Consider the following 15,839-nt stretch of genomic DNA (forward strand, 5'->3'; position numbering starts at 1 on the left):
GGGCATGGCGTACACCGTCGGCCCAAGCCGACACCACGTCACGTCGTATACGTCGGGGCGTGGCTTTGGCAGCAGGTGAGCCGTCCGGCGCGGCGGGCCGGGTCCGGGTGAGCGGGTCCGCCGTACCCCACGGGGCGAGGCGCGCCGTGGTGCCACGACCGGGAAAGGACGACGGCACCCCCGCTTCGGGCCGTGATCAGAGACGGATTCGTCGCCCCGGCGGCGTGCGGCCCCGGGGGACGCCGGACTCAGGCGTCCCCCTTCGCGGGTGTCCGGCGGATCGGGGCCGGACACCCGCCGGCCGTGACTCGGGGCCGGGTTGTCGGTGAGTCGGGCTCCTCACCCCACCGCGTGCAACGCGTCGGCAAGGATCCTCGCCCCCTCCTCCGCCTCGGCGATGGACAGCGACAGCGGCGGGGCGATCCGCAGCACGCTGGTGTTGTGCCCGCCGCCCTTGCCGATGAGCAGCCCGCCCTCGCGGGCCGCTTCGAGTACGGCGGTCGCCGCGTCCGGGTGGGCCTCGTCGGTTCCGGGCTTCACCAGTTCGATGCCGATCATCAGGCCCCGGCCGCGCACTTCGCGTACGCACTCCACTCCGGCGCCGATCGCCCGCAGCCGCTCGATGAGCAGTCCGCCGACGCGTCGCGCATTGCGCTGGAGGTCGTGTTCCAGAAGGTACGAGAGGTTCGCCAGGCCTGCCGCCATGGTGACCGGCGAGCCGCCGAACGTCGAAATGGAGTTGGCGTCCAGGCAGTTCATGACGTCGGCGCGGGCCACGACACCGCCGATCGACATGCCGTTGCCGATGCCCTTGGCGAAGGTGAGCATGTCCGGCGGGCCGTTCCGGTCGTGCGCCTGCCAGCCCCAGAAGTGTTCGCCGGTACGGCCCCAGCCGGTCTGCACCTCATCGGAGATCCACAGGATGCCGTGCCGGCTGAGCACTTCACGGAACGCCGCGAACAGGCCGTCGGGCGGGGAGGTGAATCCACCGACGCCCTGGATGGGTTCGGCGATCAGCGCGGCGGCACCACGGGTGTGCCCGAGCAGATCCTCCAGATCGGCCACGCACGCCTTGATGAACTGTGCGTCGCTGAGTTCCGCGTACGGCCCCCGGGTGCGGACGCCGCCGTGGACGTACAGCGTCTGCAACGGGGACAGACTCGTGGGCGACCAGGCCTTGTTACCGGTGATGGAGACGGCCGAGAACGACCTGCCGTGGTAGCTGTTGCGCATCGCCAGGATCTGGTTCGAGCTGCGGTACGTGGTGGCGAGCAGCAGGGCCGTGTCGTTGGCCTCGGTGCCGGAGGTGGTGAAGAAGACCCGGGCGTCCGGGATGCCGGAGAGCGTGGCGATGCGCTCGGCGAGTTCGACCATCGGCCGGTTGAGGTAGAGCGTCGAGGAGTGGATCAACCGCCCGGCCTGCTCACTGACCGCCTTGGTAACTTCGGGCAGGGCGTGTGCGGTCATCGTGGTGAGGATGCCGCCGAAGAAGTCGAGGTAGCGGTTGCCGTCCGCGTCCCAGACATGGCGGCCCTCGCCGTGGGTGAGCTCCAGGGGGTGCCGGTAGTAGAGCGCGAGCCAATCGGGGCTGACGGCGAGATGGCGGTGGTGCAGGCTGTTCACGGCTCCACCAGTCCTTCGTACGCGTCGGGGCGGCGGTCCCGGTAGAACGCCCACTGCCGGCGCACCTCCTCGATGAGACCGAAGTCGAGGTCGCGGACCAGGAGTTCCTCCTGCTTGTCGCTGGCAACCTCCCCGACGAACTGGCCGCGCGGGTCCACGAAGTAGCTGGTTCCGTAGAAGTCGTTGTCGCCGTACTCCTCCTGACCGACGCGGTTGATCGCGGCGATGAAGTATTCGTTGGCGACGGCGGACGCCGGTTGTTCCAGCTGCCAGAGGTAGCTGGACAGGCCTCGCGAGGTGGCTGACGGGTTGTACACCAACTGGGCTCCGTTGAGACCGAGTTGACGCCAGCCTTCGGGGAAGTGGCGGTCGTAGCAGATATAGACGCCGACCTTGCCGACGGCGGTGTCGAAGACCGGCCAGCCGGCGTTTCCGGGCTTGAAGTAGTACTTCTCCCAGAACCCCTTGACCTGCGGGATGTGGTGCTTGCGGTACTTGCCGAGGTACGAGCCGTCGGCATCGATCACGGCGGCGGTGTTGAAATAGAAGCCGGACTGCTCGATCTCGAAGACCGGCACGACGATCACCATGCCCGTCTCACGGGCGAGCTCCTGCATCCGCCGGACGGTCGGCCCGTCCGGGACGGCCTCGGCCCAGCGGTAGTGCTCGGGCTCCTGGACCTGGCAGAAGTAGGGGGCGTTGAACACCTCCTGGAAGCCGATGATCTTCGCCCCCTGCCGGGCGGCCTCGCGAGCATGCTCCTCATGCTTGGCGATCATGGATTCGGTGTCGCCGGTCCAGGTCGCCTGGACGAGTGCGGCGCGTACGACGTGGGACATGAGCTGCTCCTTCGACGCGGCGTCAGAGAGCCTCTACGCGTTTTCTACGCACGTAGATTCGGTGCATAGGAGGAGAACGTAAGCCCCGCCACACGGCGGGGCAAGACCATCGCCGTGAACCGGCTGAGTCGATCACGTTTCATACCCGTGCGGTCCACACTTTCCAACACCTCGCGCCCCGGGCGCGCACTCAGGCCTCAAGGGCAGCACCGCGCCGCCACCCCGTGTCCGCACCACGTGACGCCACCTCCACGGACCGGGCCTCACCGGGTGCCCTCTAGGGGGCGTCCGCGATGCCCGCGACGCGCAGGGCGTGCACCAGGTCCCACTCCCGCTCCGGTGACACCGCGCGGGCGGCGGCCAGCAGTTGCGGAACGAGTTGGCGCGGATCGCCCGCCGCGATAAGGGCCGCATCCTCCGGGGTGCGTACGCGGACGAAGGCGCCCATCAGCGCCTGCGCCTCCGGTTCGAGACCTGCCCGGTCCAGAGCGAGCACGGCGTCGGCGATCTCCGCCGCGGGGCGCGCCACCCCTTGGCGCAGCAGCTGTCCGCAGTCGTCGGTGCGGCCCGCCGCGGCCAGTGCACCGGCTGCGGCGGCCAGCTCGACGGGCGGCAGCGAGGACACCTCCCACAGCAGGGTCGCCCAGTCGGCCGCCAGACCGGACCTGTGCAGTTCCACGGCGAGCAGGGGCAGCCGGTCGGCGGGCCAGCCGGCCGCCTCGCACAGCACGCCATGGGCCTCTCCGCTGCGGCCCTCCGTACGGAGCCGGACGAGCATGTCCACGGCCTCGGTGGCGGCGCGTTGCGCGACGGGGTCCGGGGCGGGCCGGGCGGACACACGGCCCCGGGCGTCGGCGTCCGCCGCGGTGGGGGCGCCTCCGAAACGGGCGCCGCGCGGGACGGCTGCGTTCGTCGGCGGGACGGGGAGCACGGGGACGGCGAGGGGGGCGTCGACGCCGGTGTCGTCGTCCACCTCGAGTCCGGCGAAGCGGGCGCCGCGCGGCTTCTTGCGCTTGGGGGCGGGGGGTTGGGGCCGGCCGGGGGCGGAGAACGACGGTCCGGTGGCAGGGGGCTGCCGGGCCGCGGGGGCCCGCTCGCTTCCGGCTGCGGGGCCGGGTGCGGTGCGCGGGCCGATCACCCGTGGCCTCGCAGGCTCGGCAGGGGACTCCTCCTCCGCCCGGAACCACCCTTGCGGCACGGTCACGGCCGACAGCCGCTTGCGCAGTTCCGTGCAGCGGGCCGAGGCGCGCGTGTGGTCGTCCCGGGCCCATGCCAGTGTGTCCGGGTCCGGCGGCTGCGCGCCGTTGTTCACCTCGGACGCGCGCACCCGCTGGGCGGCGTAGGCCTGCTCTCGGAGCATCAGCTCCAGCCGCTCGACGAGTGCCTGCCGTCCGCCCGGCCGCCGGTCGTGGGCGGCGGCCGATGCGGAGTACAGCGCGGCGGCGCGTACCGACTCGCGCTCGGCGAACCCCGTGCCGCGCTCGCCGGCCAGGTCCTGCAGCAGCGACTCCACCACGTCCCACGGCGGGATCTCCGCCCCGTCGAGGCAGGCCCGCATGCCGGCGGGATCGCGTCGGCAGAACACCCCGTACCAGCCGCGTCCCGGGTCGAGCAGGGCCGTGAGGTTCCGCAGGTATTGCGCGAACTCGGCTACTTCTCCAGCAAGTTGATGCACTGTCATCGTCGCCCTCACCCACCGTCGACTGGAGCACTCCAGTCCGCAGGCATTCGACCGCAGGCGTGTTACGGGACGGCTACGCGCACTTTTCGGCGAGGGTGCGGTCGGCGCACCTCCGCGACCGCGCGCCCCCGCAGCAGGCCGGGTCAGAAGGTGACGGCGATCCCGATGTGCGGGCGCTTGCCGAGCCGGACAACGGTCGCCGGCCAGTCGACCAGCCAGAACTTCCAGGTGTACTTGCGGGCCAGCAGCTGGCGCACCGCGCGCGTCCCCGCCTCGTCGAGCAGCCGCGCCGTTCCCTCGGCGCTCGGCGCCCCCTCCGCGATCCGGCCGCGCACGTCGCAGACGGTGACGGCGACCCGGCTGTCGTTGCGCAGCCGTTTCACCTTCCACGAGTCGGCGCGGGTCCAGACGAACAGCTCGTCGCCGTCGGCCGCCGCCCACACGGGCGTGGCAACGGCGGTGCCGTCCTTCCGGTACGTGGTCAGGCTGACGTACGCGCTGCGGGCGAAGTCCTGCAAGGTCCGGGAAGTCACGGCGGTGACCCTACGCGCCCCGGCACCGGGAACGCACCCCCGCGGGTGGCGACCGGTCGACCGGCGTGGGCTGCGCCCCAAGGCGGTCAGCCGGCCAGCGGGACGGCCACGTCCGGTTCCGGGGCGCAGCGGATCAGCAGCTCGTCCATGGAGAGGCCGAGCGCCCCGGCCAGTGCCGCGACCGTGAAGAACGCAGGGGTCGGGGCGCGTCCCGTCTCGATCTTGCGCAGCGTCTCCGCGGAGATGCCGGCGCTCGCGGCGATCTCGACCATGCTGCGGGCGCCTCGCGCCTCGCGGAGCAGTCGGCCGAGCCGTTCGCCGCGCAGGCGTTCTTCCGGGGTCAGGGGCGTTCGTACCATGCCACCAGTCTAGTACTGCCGTTATTCTCATACCGCCGTTATTCTCATACCGCTTTTACCGGTATAGTAATTGGCATGGTTGAGCTCAAGACGGATACATCCATAGAGGCGATGCGCGAGGCGGGCCGGGTCGTGGCCCAGTTGCTGGCGGCCGTACGGAAGGCGGCGGCGGTCGGTGTGTCACTGCGCGAGCTCGACGCGGTGGCGCGCGAAGTGCTGCGCGAGGCGGGTGCCGGGTCGCCGTTCCTGAACTACAAGCCGCATTTCGCGCCCACCCCGTTCCCCGGTGTGATCTGCGCGTCCGTCAACGACGCGATCGTGCACGGCATCCCGGCCGACCAGCGGCTGCGCGACGGCGATCTGGTGAGCATCGACGCGGGCGCGACGCTCGGCGGCTGGGTCGGCGACTCGGCGATCAGCTTCACCGTCGGCCGTGCCCGGCCCGCCGACACCCGGCTGATCGACACGGCCTTCGAGGCGCTGGAGGCGGGGATCGCGGCGGCGGTCGTCGGCAACCGGATCGGCGACATCGCGCATGCGATCGGCACGGTCTGCCGGACGGCCGGATACGGCATCCCGGAAGGCTTCGGCGGCCATGGTGTGGGCCGGTCCATGCACGAGGACCCGGGCGTCCCCAACGAGGGACGACCGGGTCGCGGCATGCCGCTGCGGCACGGGATGGTGCTGGCGATCGAGCCGATGCTGATCGGCAGCGGCCGGGACGCGTTCCACCCCGACCGGGACGGCTGGACGCTGCGCACGTCCGACGGCAGCCGGGCGGCGCACGCCGAGCACACGGTGGCGATCACGGATGCGGGACCCCGCATCCTCACCGCGCTCTGACACCGTCGGACGACGCACCGCGAACCGGCTGCGGAAGCCAGGCTATTGACGCTCCGTCACGGTTTTCCGCTCGGCTTCACGACCATCGCCGAACCACCGCCCCGCCGGACCTTCTCCGCCGCGGCGAGCCACCGCCCGTCCGGCAGCCGCTGCACACCCGTGGCCGCCCCGATCTCGGGGTTGAGCTTGAAGGCGTGCCCCAGCGACTCCAGCTCGCTCCGTAGCGGACTGTTCCACAGCCCCGGTTCGAGCTCCGTCGTCGACGAGTTGCGCTGGCTGGCGCGCGGCGCCGCGATCGCGTCGACCAGCGGAAGGCCCCGGTCGACCGTGCCGATGAGCGACTGGAGCACGGTGGTGATGATCGTGGCACCGCCCGGCGACCCCAGAGCCAGCACCGGCTGCCCGTGCTTCAGCACGATCGTCGGCGAGATCGACGACCGCGGCCGCTTGCCCGGACCCGGCAGATTCGGGTCGTGCACCGCCGGGTCGGCGGGGGCGAACGAGAAGTCCGTCAGCTCGTTGTTGAGCAGATAGCCGCGCCCCGGCACGGTGAGGGCACTGCCGCCGGTCTGCTCGATGGTCAGGGTGTACGCGACGACGTTGCCCCACTTGTCGGCGGCCGTCAGATGCGTGGTGTTCTCCCCTTCGTAGGTCGTCGGGGCGGCCGTTCCGCGGTTCGCGCAGTCGGCCGGGTGGCGCGGGTCGCCGGGGGCGAGCGGGCTGGTCAGCACCGCGTCGTCCTTGATGAGGCACTCCCGCGAGTCGGCGTACCGCTGACTGAGCAGGTCGCGCGTCGGTACGTCCTCGAACGCCGGGTCGCCGACCCACCGCCCGCGGTCCGCGAACGCGATCCGGCTCGCCTCGATGTAGCGGTGCAGGTACTGCGCCTCGGTTGCCCGCGAAAGGTCCGTGGACTCAAGGATGTTGAGGGCCTCGCCCACACTCGTACCGCCGGACGAGGACGGCGCCATGCCGTACACGTCGAGGCCGCGGTAGCCGACCTTCGTCGGCGCCCGCCGCACTGCCCGGTAGGACCGCAGGTCCCTCGCCGTGAGGTCGCCGGGGCGCACCACCCGGGTCGCCTCCGGGTCGACGGGCGGGTTGCGCACGGTCCGTACGACATCGTCGGCCAGGTCGCCGCGGTACAGCTCGTCGATGCCCTCGCGGCCCACCTTCTCGTACGTACGGGCAAGATCCGGGTTCTTGAAGACGGAGCCGACCACCGGCAGCTGCCCGCCCGGCAGGAAGAGCTTCGCGGTGTCCGGGAAGTCGGCGAACCTGGCCTGGTTGCCCTCCGTCTGCGAACGGAACGTGGAGTCGACGACGAAACCGTTCCGGGCAAGACGTTCAGCCGGCTTCAGCAGCCTGCCCAGCGACTTGCTGCCCCAGGCGTCGAGGGCGGTGCCCCAGGTGGCCGGGGTGCCGGGCGTGCCCACACCCAGACCGCTGGTGACGGCGTCCGCGAAGGCGAGGGGCTTCCCGTTCTCCAGGAAGAGCGAGGAGTCCGCGCTGCGCGGGGCGGTCTCGCGGCCGTCGATGGTCTCCACAGTGTGCTTCTCGGCGTTGTAGTAGACGAAGTAGCCTCCCCCGCCGATGCCCGCCGAGTACGGCTCGGTCACGCCGAGGGCGGCCGCGGTCGCCACGGCGGCGTCGACGGCGTTGCCGCCCTCGCGGAGCACCTCGATCCCGGCGGCCGTCGCGTCCGCGTCGACGCTGGCGACCGCGCCGCCGTATCCCACCGCGACGGGCGACTTGGGCGGTGGCACGGCCGATGGCGACGAAGAGGACGGTGCGGCCGCGCCGACCGTGACAACAGCGGCGAGCACACTTAAGAACGACACATTCCGTGCGACTGAACGTCGCATGCGCACCTCCAGTGAAGGATCGTCCGCGCAGGGTAACGCCGCCTCACCGGTCTCGTCAGGGTCACCGTGAACATGGTCCGAATGACCGCTAACATGCCCGCCCATGACTGACGACGTACGCAACATCGTGCTGGGCGTGATAGCCGCCGGCATCAGCGCCGCCCTCGGCTGGGCGGCTCGCACCTATCTCTGGCGCCGCAGACTCCGACGGAAGCAGGCGTTCTTCGGGCTGCCCGGGAACTCCGAGTGCCTGCTCGTCGTCAACCGCGACGCGGGCGGCGACGGCGCCGTCCACCGCCACGACGTCTTCGCCCTGCTCGAACTCTCCGCGCTGATCAAGGACTGTTCGGCGCACGCCCAGATCGTGTCCCACGACACCGCCCAGCAGGGCTTCGGCGAGCGCACCGAGTTCTGCGTGGGCGGGCCGGTCTCCAACCGCCGGATGGCCGCCCATCTGCATTCCCTGCTGCCCGGCGTGAAGGTGAACACCGAGCCGGAGGCGGGCCCGGACCGTGGCGCCTTCCAGATCGGCACAGAGCGCTACCGGGCGGAGAAGGGCATCAGCGAGCACGTTCTGCTCGCCAGGCTGACCGCCGGTCAGGATGCCCGTCCGGTCTTCCTGTTCTGCGGACAGCAGGCGATCACCAACCAGGCGGCGTCCCGTTACCTGGCCCGCAACTACGAGAAGCTGTCCCGCAAGCACGGCAGCAACACGTTCTGCCTGCTGCTCAAGGTGGTCAACTCGCAGGCTTACGGCCCCGATGTGGTGGAGATGGTCGCCGACGTGACGCGCGCCGCGCAGACGCCCGTACCCGCACAGCGCACTTCGCACCGCGCGTCGAGCTGATCCGCCCTCGGGTCCGGGCCGCGCCCGCCCGGCCTCCCCTGCTCCCCCATCCCTGTGCAGGGGGCGGCCAGGGGATCAGACGGAGCAGCGGACCGGCCCGATGGATCCGTCGGTTCCGGACACTGTCACTTTCGTGCCCCGCTCGGCGCCGCGCGCGTGCGCGATGGTGCAGATCAGCTGCTGCCGGGCCAGTTCGGAGAGCTGGTTGACGGTGGACTCGAGCCGGACCCGCACTCCCTCCCGATCCGTGCGCACGATCATCTCGCCGCGGATCATGGGAAGTTCGGTCCGCAGGCCGGCCCTCTTCTCCGCCGGGGAAGGACCGCTGAACAGCATGGAGAGCTCCTTGCCCCAGTTCGGCGACCCCTCCCCCGTTCCCGCGGATGTCGTGTCCACCGGGGTGACGACCTGCCGTACGACGGGCAGCAGTCCGCCCCGGGACGACGGCGAGATGAAGTACAGCACCGTACCCGCCCGAGCGCCCGGGGCCACCTGTACGGTTGCCGAATCGCCGACCTCGACCACGTCCGTGGACCGGATGCCGCACCCGGTGGCCAGCAGCACGAAGGGCAGCAGAGCGCCGAGTACCCACCCTCGCCTCATGCCCCCTCCAGCGGAAGCTCGACCGTGAACACGGCACCGCCGTCGGGCCTGTTGGCGCCGTGGACGGTGCCGCCGTGCAATCGTACGTTCTCCTGCGTGATCGCCAGTCCGAGCCCGCTGCCCGCCGACCGGGTCCGCGCCTCGTCGGCCTTGTAGAACCGGTCGAAGATGTGCGGCAGGACGGCCGGATCGATCCCGGGGCCACTGTCCTCGACCTCCGTCACCAGCCAGTCCGCCCCGTCCCGCTGCTCGGTCCGCAGCCGTACCCGGACGGGCTCCGCGCCGTGCCGCAGGGCGTTGCCGACCAGGTTGGCGACGATCACATCGAAGCGGGGCGGGTCGATCACCCCCCTTATTCCGTCCGGGAGTTCGGTTGCGACCTGTCCCTCCCAGCGTCTGGCCTGCAGGGTCTTACGGATCGTCTCGGCGACGTCGACCTCGTCGAGGTGGAGGCCCGCGGCCTTCGCGTCGAAGCGGGAGATCTCCATCAGGTCGTCGACGAGCGTGGCCAGCTTCCCCGTCTCCGCACTGATCAGCCGGACGGCCGCCGCGGTGTCGGCGTTCAGATGGGCGGCATCCTCGTCGAGGACCTCGGTGACGGCAAGCATCCCGGCCAGCGGGGTGCGCAGCTCGTGCGAGACGTCGGAGGCGAAGCGCCGGGCCCGTGCCTCCGCCCGCTGGAGCTCCTCCACGGACTCCTGGAGCTTGGTGGACGATTCGTTGAACGTCCAAGCCAGTTCGGCGAGTTCGTCGGATCCCTTCACCTCGATACGGGTGTCGAGCTCGCCCCGTCCGATTCCGGCGGCGGCCCGGCGCAGGTCACGGACCGGGCGCAGCACGCTGCGGGCGGCCAGCAGGGCCGGCACCAGCGCGATGAGGAGGGCGGGCAGGGCGCCGTCGCGGGCCGCAGTGACCATGGCATTGACATTGGCCTCCTCGGGGTGGAGCGGCATCACCGCGAAGAGGACGAGACCGGTGCGCTGCGGGCCGTTACCCCGGTCGAACATCGCGGGCATCCCGATCGTCAGCCAGGGCTCGTCGTTCTTGACGACCCGCTGGAACGAGGCGTGCGCGTTGGTGCGGGCAGCGGCGCGCAGTTCGGGTGTGATCACGTTCGAGGTGGACCGGTCCGACGACGAGACCCGCAGGTCCGCATATTCGGCGAAGACGATCCAGGTGTGCGGCTTGCCTTCCCGGGCGAGGGTCCGGCACACCTGCTGCAGCTGGGCCGCGTCCGACGGGAGGGTCACCGTCTGCGCGGTGACCCGGTCGCGGAACTGGGCGACCGCGGTGTCCTGCGCCTGCTGAAGGATCGCGGACCGGGCCTCGCGGTAGGTCAGGGTCGCAGTGGTGATCGCGCTGATCGCAGCGACCAGAAGAAATGCCGATATGAGACGGGTCCGCAGACCGAACCGGGCGCCGAGAACCTTCATGCGAGCGGTCCGAACCGGTAGCCGAAACCGCGGACGGTCTGGATGTACCGGGGGCTGCCCGCCACATCCTCGATCTTCTGCCGCAACCGCCGTACACACGCGTCGACCAGTCGCGCGTCGCCGTGGTAGCTGTGCTCCCAGACGTACTCGAGCAGCTGCTGCCTGCTGAACACCTGCTCGGGAGAGGCCGACAGATGCAGCAGCAGCTTCAGTTCGGACGGGGCGAGCAGGATCCGCTCCCCCGCCTTGGCGACGGACAACCCGGAACGGTCCACGGCCAGATCGCCGTGGAACTCGATGCCGCTGCGCCCGGCGGGTTCGGCGAGTCGCCGCAGCACGGCCCGGATCCTGGCCTCGATCACTTCGGTGCGGGCCGGCTTGACGATGTAGTCGTCCGCGCCGGCCTCCAGCCCGACGACCACATCGAAGTCGTCCCCACGGGCGGTCAGCATGATGATCGGCAGCTGGCTGGACTCCCGTATGCGACGGCAGACCTGGACGCCGTTCATGCCGGGCAGCATCAGGTCGAGGAGGACGAGATCGGGCCGGAACTCCGCCAGCGCGCCGAGTCCCGCCTCGCCGGTCTCCACGGCCCGGAGCTCATGACCGCGCCTTCGCAGCCCGAGCTCGACCCCTTCACGTACGGAGGGGTCGTCTTCGATCAACAACACACGCGGCATGGCATCAGTATCCCAACGATCGCTATCAAGCCGACCGGCACAGCCGGGCCGTCCGGCACCATCAAGGACAGAGCGGCCGCCGGACGACCCGGCGCCCCCTACCGCCGCAACCGCCCCCGCCCCGCAGCCAGCACGGCACTGACCTCGGCGAGCCGCAGCGGCCGTGCCAGCGCCCCCACCACCCCCAGAAGCACCATCACCCCCGCCGCCGCTGCCACCACGTCTCCGGACCCGTCGCATGCACGAGCCGCCCCGTACCCGAGCGCCCCCGCGGGCACACATGCCACCACCAGCCGCACATGCGCCCACAGTCCGGGCGACCGCCACAGTGCAGGCCGCCGCTCACCGGATCCACCCGACACCCTGCGATGCAGCACATACGCGGTGACCGCGAACCCCGCGAACAACGCCACCGAGTACGCCGCGGCCATCCCCGTCACCGCCCACCGCGCGGGCAGCAACAGATACGCGACACCGGACAGCCCCGCGTTGAACGCCGCGATCACCAGGTTCAGAAGGAACGGCGTACGGGTGTCGCCCATCGCGTAGAAGCCCCGGGACAGCACGTACTGCCCGGAGAACGCAATCAGTCCCGGCGCGAATGCCGTCATCATCCCCGCCATCACCGTGATGTCGGCGGCGCCGGTACGTCCGTACCCGAACACGGCCCCCATCACCCACGGCGCGAGCGCGAACAGCGCACCCGCTGCGGGCACCACCACCGCGGCCGTCGTCCGCAGCGCGTACGAGACATCGCGACGCACCCCGGCCAGATCGCCGTCGGCCGCCGCCCGGCTCATCCGCGGCATCAGCGCGGTGACGAGCGAGACGGTCACGATGCCCTGCGGCACCACCCACAGCTGGTAGGCGTAGCTGTACGCGGTATAGCCCGCGCCGCCCACCACGCCCTGCTCCACGGCGTGCTGCCCGGTGAGGGTGGAGAGCCGCGTCACCACCCAGTAGGCGACCTGGTTCGTCAGTACCAGCATCACGAGCCAGCCGGCCGATCGCAGCGGCCGGGTGAGGCCGCTCCCCCGCCAGTCGAACCGGGGCCGCCAGCGGAACTTCGCGGCCCGCAGGGCGGGCACCAGGGCCAGCGTCTGCACGGCGATCCCGGCCGTCGTCCCCCACCCCAGAAACTGGGCATGCGCGGGGGTCAGCGTGCCGTCGGAGCCTGCCGCGACGCCCAGATACAGTCCGAACACGGCAATGATCACAAGGTTGTTGAGGACCGGGGTCCACATCATCGCGCCGAACCGGTTGCGGGCATTCAGTACTTGACCGAGGAGCGTGAATAGCCCGTAGAAGAGGATCTGCGGCAGGCAGTAACGGGCCAGCGCGATCGTGAGCTCCGCCCGCTCGCCCGAGTAGGGGGTGTAGACAGCGACGATCAGCGGGGCGCCGGCGACAGCGAGCCCGGTGAGGGCGACGAGGCCGACCGCGCAGGCGGTGAGCAGCCGGTCGGTGTACGCGGCGCCTCCGTCGGCGTGTTCCTTGGCGGCCCGCACCAGTTCCGGGACGAACACCGCATTGAGGGCGCCGCCGATGAGGAGCATGTAGAGGATGTTGGGGACGGTGTTGGCTACCGTGTACCCGTCGGCCTGGAGGCCGGTGCCGAGTGCGGCGACGACGACCGCCGAGCGTATGAACCCGGTGGCGCGCGAGACGACCGAGCCGGCTGCCATGACGGCGCCGCTGCGCAGCACCGGCCCCGACCTGTCCGTCGCCTTCCGCTGCTCGTCCTCTGCGACCTCTCCGGTCGCCTCGGTGGCGGTCACCGGCGCGCCAAGTACGCCTGGAACGCGCGGTACAGCGTGTTGTTGGCGGCTCCGCCCACTGATGTCTCCCACTCTCCGAGGGTCTCGACGACCTGTCCGCCGGTGCCGAGCTTCCAGCGCAGCAGTCCGAAGGCGCGGTCGTCGGGGTCGAGGGTGGAGGGTACCCCGCGCATGTCGTACACCTCGGCGCCGAGAGCCAGCGCATCGAGCATCATCTGCCACTGGAGGGCGTTGCTGGGGCGGACCTCTCGGCGGTGGTCGGCGGACGCGCCCGTCTGATACCAGACCCGCCGCCCGGTGCTGATCATGGTGTGTGCGGCAAGGATCTCGCCCTCGTGGACGGCGAGGTAGAGATGCATCCGGCCGGGCTGTTCGGCGTTGAGCACGGCGTACTGCCGCTGGTAGTAGGCGAGGGAGCGGCCGAGACGGAAGCCGTCCCGCTCCTCCGTGATCCGCAGCAGTCGGTGGAACTCGGGCAGTTCGACCGCACCGCCGACGACGATCCGGACGCCGCACTTCTGGGCCTTGCGGACGTTGCGGCGCCACTCCTGGTTGAGCCCCGTCCACAGGTCGTCGGGGGTGCGTCCGGCGAGCGGTACCTGGAAGACATGGCGCGGCTGGGCGTCGGCGTCGTTCCCGGCGTCGCCGTCCCCGCCGCACCGGTGCCAGCCGCGTGCCCGGAGCCGTTCGGCGACAGCGGTGCCGAGCGGGTCCACCTCGGTCGCCAGGACGTCCCCGACCTTCCGGCGGGGCCCGGTGGCCGCCTTGAGCCGGGCGGTGTCCCAGCGGCGGTAGGCCGGTGACGGGCCGATCCGTACGGCGAAGGCACCGGCCCTCCGCAGATGCGCCATCAAAGGCAGCAGCCAGCGATCGATTTCGGGATCGGCCCAGTCGGCCACCGGCCCTTCCGGCAGATAGGCAAAGTATTTCCGGGTGCCCGGAAATTGCCGGTAGAGCACGAGGGCGCTGCCGATCAATTCACCGCTGTCGCCGTGCCATCCGACCATTTCCGACGTCCATTGATCCTTCACCTCGGCCCAGGACGGATACTGCAGAAAGCTCGCCCCGGCGCGCGCGGTCACACATGCCCGGTGCTCGGCAGCGGTGAGACTGCGTATCCGTAGCCCCTGTTCACCTCTGCGGTCACCGGTCGCGAGCAGCGCTGACATGTCCGTGGCCCTCCCCTGGTCCCTCCCGGCCGACGGCTCGGCGGGGCTGTACAGGATGTTCACAGCGGCCTATGACGGATCCGCGCGGCGAATGTGACCGGACGATGACCGTTGTGCTGCGTTCCTTGTCATACAAGGGAATCCATGGTTTTCCCGGTATTTGCGGAACCTATGGTCGAGTACATGCCTCTCCACCGATGAGAAGCACTGCCATGGAGGTTTTTCCGTTGATCTCTGTATGCCGGCGCATACGCCGCACCACCTCGCCCGCCCGCCCGGCCCGGCTGACTCTGATCGCAGGTACGGCGGTACTCGGCGCCGCCCTCACCGCCTGCTCGGGCGCCGCCGCATCGGACTCGGGTTCCGGGTCCGGTGATGATGCCGGGTCGGCCAGGACTCCGGACACCAGGATCACGGTGAACCTCCAGGGCACGAAGGCCGCCGCGGGCAAGCCGGTGACGGTGACGCTTGCCGACGGGAAGCTGAAGACCGTGAAGGTGACCGCCGCCGAAGGTGACGCGCTCACCGGCCGGATATCCGGCGACGGCCGGACCTGGACGTCGGACCGGGTCGCCGCACCCGGTACCGAGTACAGCGTCGAGGCCACGGACACCGGAGGCGGCACCGACCACGCGGCGTTCTCGACCGCCGCGGCCGACAAGGTCAACAAGCTGACGCTCGCCCCCGGCAAGAACACCACGGTCGGCGTCGCCCAGCCGCTGTCGATCGTCTTCGACAACCCGGTGAAGGACAAGGCCGCGGTCGAGCGGGGGCTGAAGGTCAGCACGTCGAACAACACCGAGGGGTCCTGGGGCTGGCTGCAGGACTACTCCGGCAAGGACAGGATCGACTGGCGGCCCAAGGAGTACTGGAAGTCCGGTACGCGCGTCACGCTCGACGCCGATCTGAACGGCATCGACTCGGGCCCGGCCGGCGGCTGGTTCGTGCGTGACTACGCGACGACGTTCACGATCGGCCGCAACCAGGTGGTCAAGGTCGACCTCGACCGGCACCGGCTGGCGTTGCGCCGAGACGGACAAACGGTCATGGACGTGCCCATGTCGGCGGGCACCCCGGGCGGGGACAAGGCGTCCTGGCGGGGCACGGCCGTACTGATGGCGAAGGAGGGCACGATCAACATGCGCTCCGAGACGGTCGGTCTGGGCGACGCGTACGACAAGATGGTCGACTCGTCGATGCGGCTGACCTGGTCGGGGATGTACGCCCATGCCGCGCCGTGGCCGTGGAACGCCGCGTATTTCGGGGTCGCCAACCACAGTTCCGGCTGTGTGGGGATGAGCGACGCGAACGCCGCGGAGCTGTACCGGAAGGCGCAGGTCGGCGACCCGTTCGAGATCACCGGCGCGGACGCCAAGGGCACGGTCGCGGAGGGCAACGGCTACGGGGCGTGGAATGTGTCCTGGTCCGACTGGCAGGCGAAGAGCGCCCTCGACTGATCCGCGAGTCCGCGACACCTCCGACGCCTCCGACGTCCTGACCTCGCGTCACCGCTGACACCACGTCCAACAATCGTTACGCTCACGAAACTTACCGGGGAGTTACCAACGGTAAATGGCCAGGGTTAC

At 70.6% G+C, this 15,839-nt stretch carries 14 protein-coding genes; 3 read left to right on the forward strand and 11 right to left on the reverse strand.

Going from position 1 to position 15,839, the window contains the following annotated elements:
- Window positions 1-339: 339 nt before the first annotated feature.
- The 5 genes from OHA88_RS12770 to OHA88_RS12790 form a co-directional block, all read right to left on the reverse strand.
- Window positions 340-1,623 (reverse strand): aspartate aminotransferase family protein, encoded by a 1,284-nt coding sequence (locus OHA88_RS12770; RefSeq protein WP_328625603.1) that lies wholly within the window; start codon window positions 1,621-1,623, stop codon window positions 340-342.
- Window positions 1,620-2,462 carry a nitrilase-related carbon-nitrogen hydrolase gene (locus tag OHA88_RS12775; protein ID WP_328625604.1) on the reverse strand — a complete coding sequence of 281 codons (843 nt, stop codon included), beginning with the start codon at window positions 2,460-2,462 and terminating at the stop codon, window positions 1,620-1,622. The genes OHA88_RS12770 and OHA88_RS12775 overlap by 4 nt, the downstream gene beginning before the upstream one ends.
- Before the next feature lie 277 nt (window positions 2,463-2,739).
- Window positions 2,740-4,143, reverse strand: coding sequence for a hypothetical protein (locus OHA88_RS12780; protein WP_328625605.1), 1,404 nt, complete (start codon window positions 4,141-4,143; stop codon window positions 2,740-2,742).
- Between the two features lie 143 nt (window positions 4,144-4,286).
- Window positions 4,287-4,676, reverse strand: coding sequence for a PPOX class F420-dependent oxidoreductase (locus tag OHA88_RS12785; RefSeq protein WP_328625606.1), 390 nt, complete (start codon window positions 4,674-4,676; stop codon window positions 4,287-4,289).
- Window positions 4,677-4,762: 86 nt separating this feature from the next.
- Window positions 4,763-5,035 (reverse strand): helix-turn-helix domain-containing protein, encoded by a 273-nt coding sequence (locus tag OHA88_RS12790; RefSeq protein WP_030916728.1) that lies wholly within the window; start codon window positions 5,033-5,035, stop codon window positions 4,763-4,765.
- A 75-nt stretch (window positions 5,036-5,110) separates the two neighbouring features.
- Between OHA88_RS12790 and map the strand changes: the two genes are divergently transcribed.
- Complete coding sequence (gene map, locus OHA88_RS12795; RefSeq protein ID WP_328625607.1) at window positions 5,111-5,878, forward strand: type I methionyl aminopeptidase; 768 nt, start codon at window positions 5,111-5,113, stop codon at window positions 5,876-5,878.
- 56 nt (window positions 5,879-5,934) lie between these two features.
- Here map and ggt read toward each other — a convergent pair whose 3' ends face one another.
- Complete coding sequence (ggt, locus tag OHA88_RS12800) at window positions 5,935-7,743, reverse strand: gamma-glutamyltransferase (protein ID WP_328625608.1); 1,809 nt, start codon at window positions 7,741-7,743, stop codon at window positions 5,935-5,937.
- Window positions 7,744-7,846: 103 nt separating this feature from the next.
- On the opposite strand from ggt, the gene OHA88_RS12805 reads away from it, so the two are divergent.
- Complete coding sequence (locus tag OHA88_RS12805) at window positions 7,847-8,590, forward strand: hypothetical protein (RefSeq protein WP_328625609.1); 744 nt, start codon at window positions 7,847-7,849, stop codon at window positions 8,588-8,590.
- A gap of 75 nt (window positions 8,591-8,665) precedes the next feature.
- Here the strand turns inward: OHA88_RS12805 and OHA88_RS12810 are convergent, their stop codons facing one another.
- The 5 genes from OHA88_RS12810 to OHA88_RS12830 form a co-directional block, all read right to left on the reverse strand.
- A complete protein-coding gene (locus OHA88_RS12810) occupies window positions 8,666-9,193 on the reverse strand; it encodes a hypothetical protein (protein WP_328625610.1) in 528 nt (175 codons plus the stop codon).
- On the reverse strand, window positions 9,190-10,626 hold the full coding sequence (locus OHA88_RS12815) for a HAMP domain-containing sensor histidine kinase (protein WP_328625611.1): 1,437 nt from the start codon (window positions 10,624-10,626) through the stop codon (window positions 9,190-9,192). The genes OHA88_RS12810 and OHA88_RS12815 overlap by 4 nt, the downstream gene beginning before the upstream one ends.
- Window positions 10,623-11,306, reverse strand: coding sequence for a response regulator transcription factor (locus OHA88_RS12820; protein ID WP_328625612.1), 684 nt, complete (start codon window positions 11,304-11,306; stop codon window positions 10,623-10,625). The genes OHA88_RS12815 and OHA88_RS12820 overlap by 4 nt, the downstream gene beginning before the upstream one ends.
- Before the next feature lie 98 nt (window positions 11,307-11,404).
- Window positions 11,405-13,084 carry a murein biosynthesis integral membrane protein MurJ gene (gene murJ, locus OHA88_RS12825; protein ID WP_425897019.1) on the reverse strand — a complete coding sequence of 560 codons (1,680 nt, stop codon included), beginning with the start codon at window positions 13,082-13,084 and terminating at the stop codon, window positions 11,405-11,407.
- A complete protein-coding gene (locus tag OHA88_RS12830) occupies window positions 13,081-14,253 on the reverse strand; it encodes a lipid II:glycine glycyltransferase FemX (protein WP_328625613.1) in 1,173 nt (390 codons plus the stop codon). Before OHA88_RS12830 ends, murJ begins: the two co-directional genes overlap by 4 nt.
- Before the next feature lie 212 nt (window positions 14,254-14,465).
- Between OHA88_RS12830 and OHA88_RS12835 the strand changes: the two genes are divergently transcribed.
- Window positions 14,466-15,710 (forward strand): Ig-like domain-containing protein, encoded by a 1,245-nt coding sequence (locus OHA88_RS12835; RefSeq protein ID WP_443044216.1) that lies wholly within the window; start codon window positions 14,466-14,468, stop codon window positions 15,708-15,710.
- The last annotated feature ends 129 nt before the right edge of the window (window positions 15,711-15,839 follow it).

This window comes from Streptomyces sp. NBC_00353 (assembly GCF_036108815.1).
Taxonomy (GTDB): Bacteria; Actinomycetota; Actinomycetes; order Streptomycetales; family Streptomycetaceae; genus Streptomyces.

Excerpts from the sequence above, each read along its gene's own strand:
- OHA88_RS12775 (WP_328625604.1), bottom strand. The coding sequence starts at position 2,462 with ATGTCCCACGTCGTACGCGCCGCACTCGTCCAGGCGACCTGGACCGGC.
- OHA88_RS12780 (WP_328625605.1), bottom strand. The coding sequence starts at position 4,143 with ATGACAGTGCATCAACTTGCTGGAGAAGTAGCCGAGTTCGCGCAATAC.
- OHA88_RS12790 (WP_030916728.1), bottom strand. The coding sequence starts at position 5,035 with ATGGTACGAACGCCCCTGACCCCGGAAGAACGCCTGCGCGGCGAACGG.
- map (WP_328625607.1), top strand. The coding sequence starts at position 5,111 with ATGGTTGAGCTCAAGACGGATACATCCATAGAGGCGATGCGCGAGGCG.
- ggt (WP_328625608.1), bottom strand. The coding sequence starts at position 7,743 with ATGCGACGTTCAGTCGCACGGAATGTGTCGTTCTTAAGTGTGCTCGCC.
- OHA88_RS12805 (WP_328625609.1), top strand. The coding sequence starts at position 7,847 with ATGACTGACGACGTACGCAACATCGTGCTGGGCGTGATAGCCGCCGGC.
- OHA88_RS12810 (WP_328625610.1), bottom strand. The coding sequence starts at position 9,193 with ATGAGGCGAGGGTGGGTACTCGGCGCTCTGCTGCCCTTCGTGCTGCTG.
- OHA88_RS12815 (WP_328625611.1), bottom strand. The coding sequence starts at position 10,626 with ATGAAGGTTCTCGGCGCCCGGTTCGGTCTGCGGACCCGTCTCATATCG.
- OHA88_RS12820 (WP_328625612.1), bottom strand. The coding sequence starts at position 11,306 with ATGCCGCGTGTGTTGTTGATCGAAGACGACCCCTCCGTACGTGAAGGG.
- OHA88_RS12830 (WP_328625613.1), bottom strand. The coding sequence starts at position 14,253 with ATGTCAGCGCTGCTCGCGACCGGTGACCGCAGAGGTGAACAGGGGCTA.
- OHA88_RS12835 (WP_443044216.1), top strand. The coding sequence starts at position 14,466 with ATGGAGGTTTTTCCGTTGATCTCTGTATGCCGGCGCATACGCCGCACC.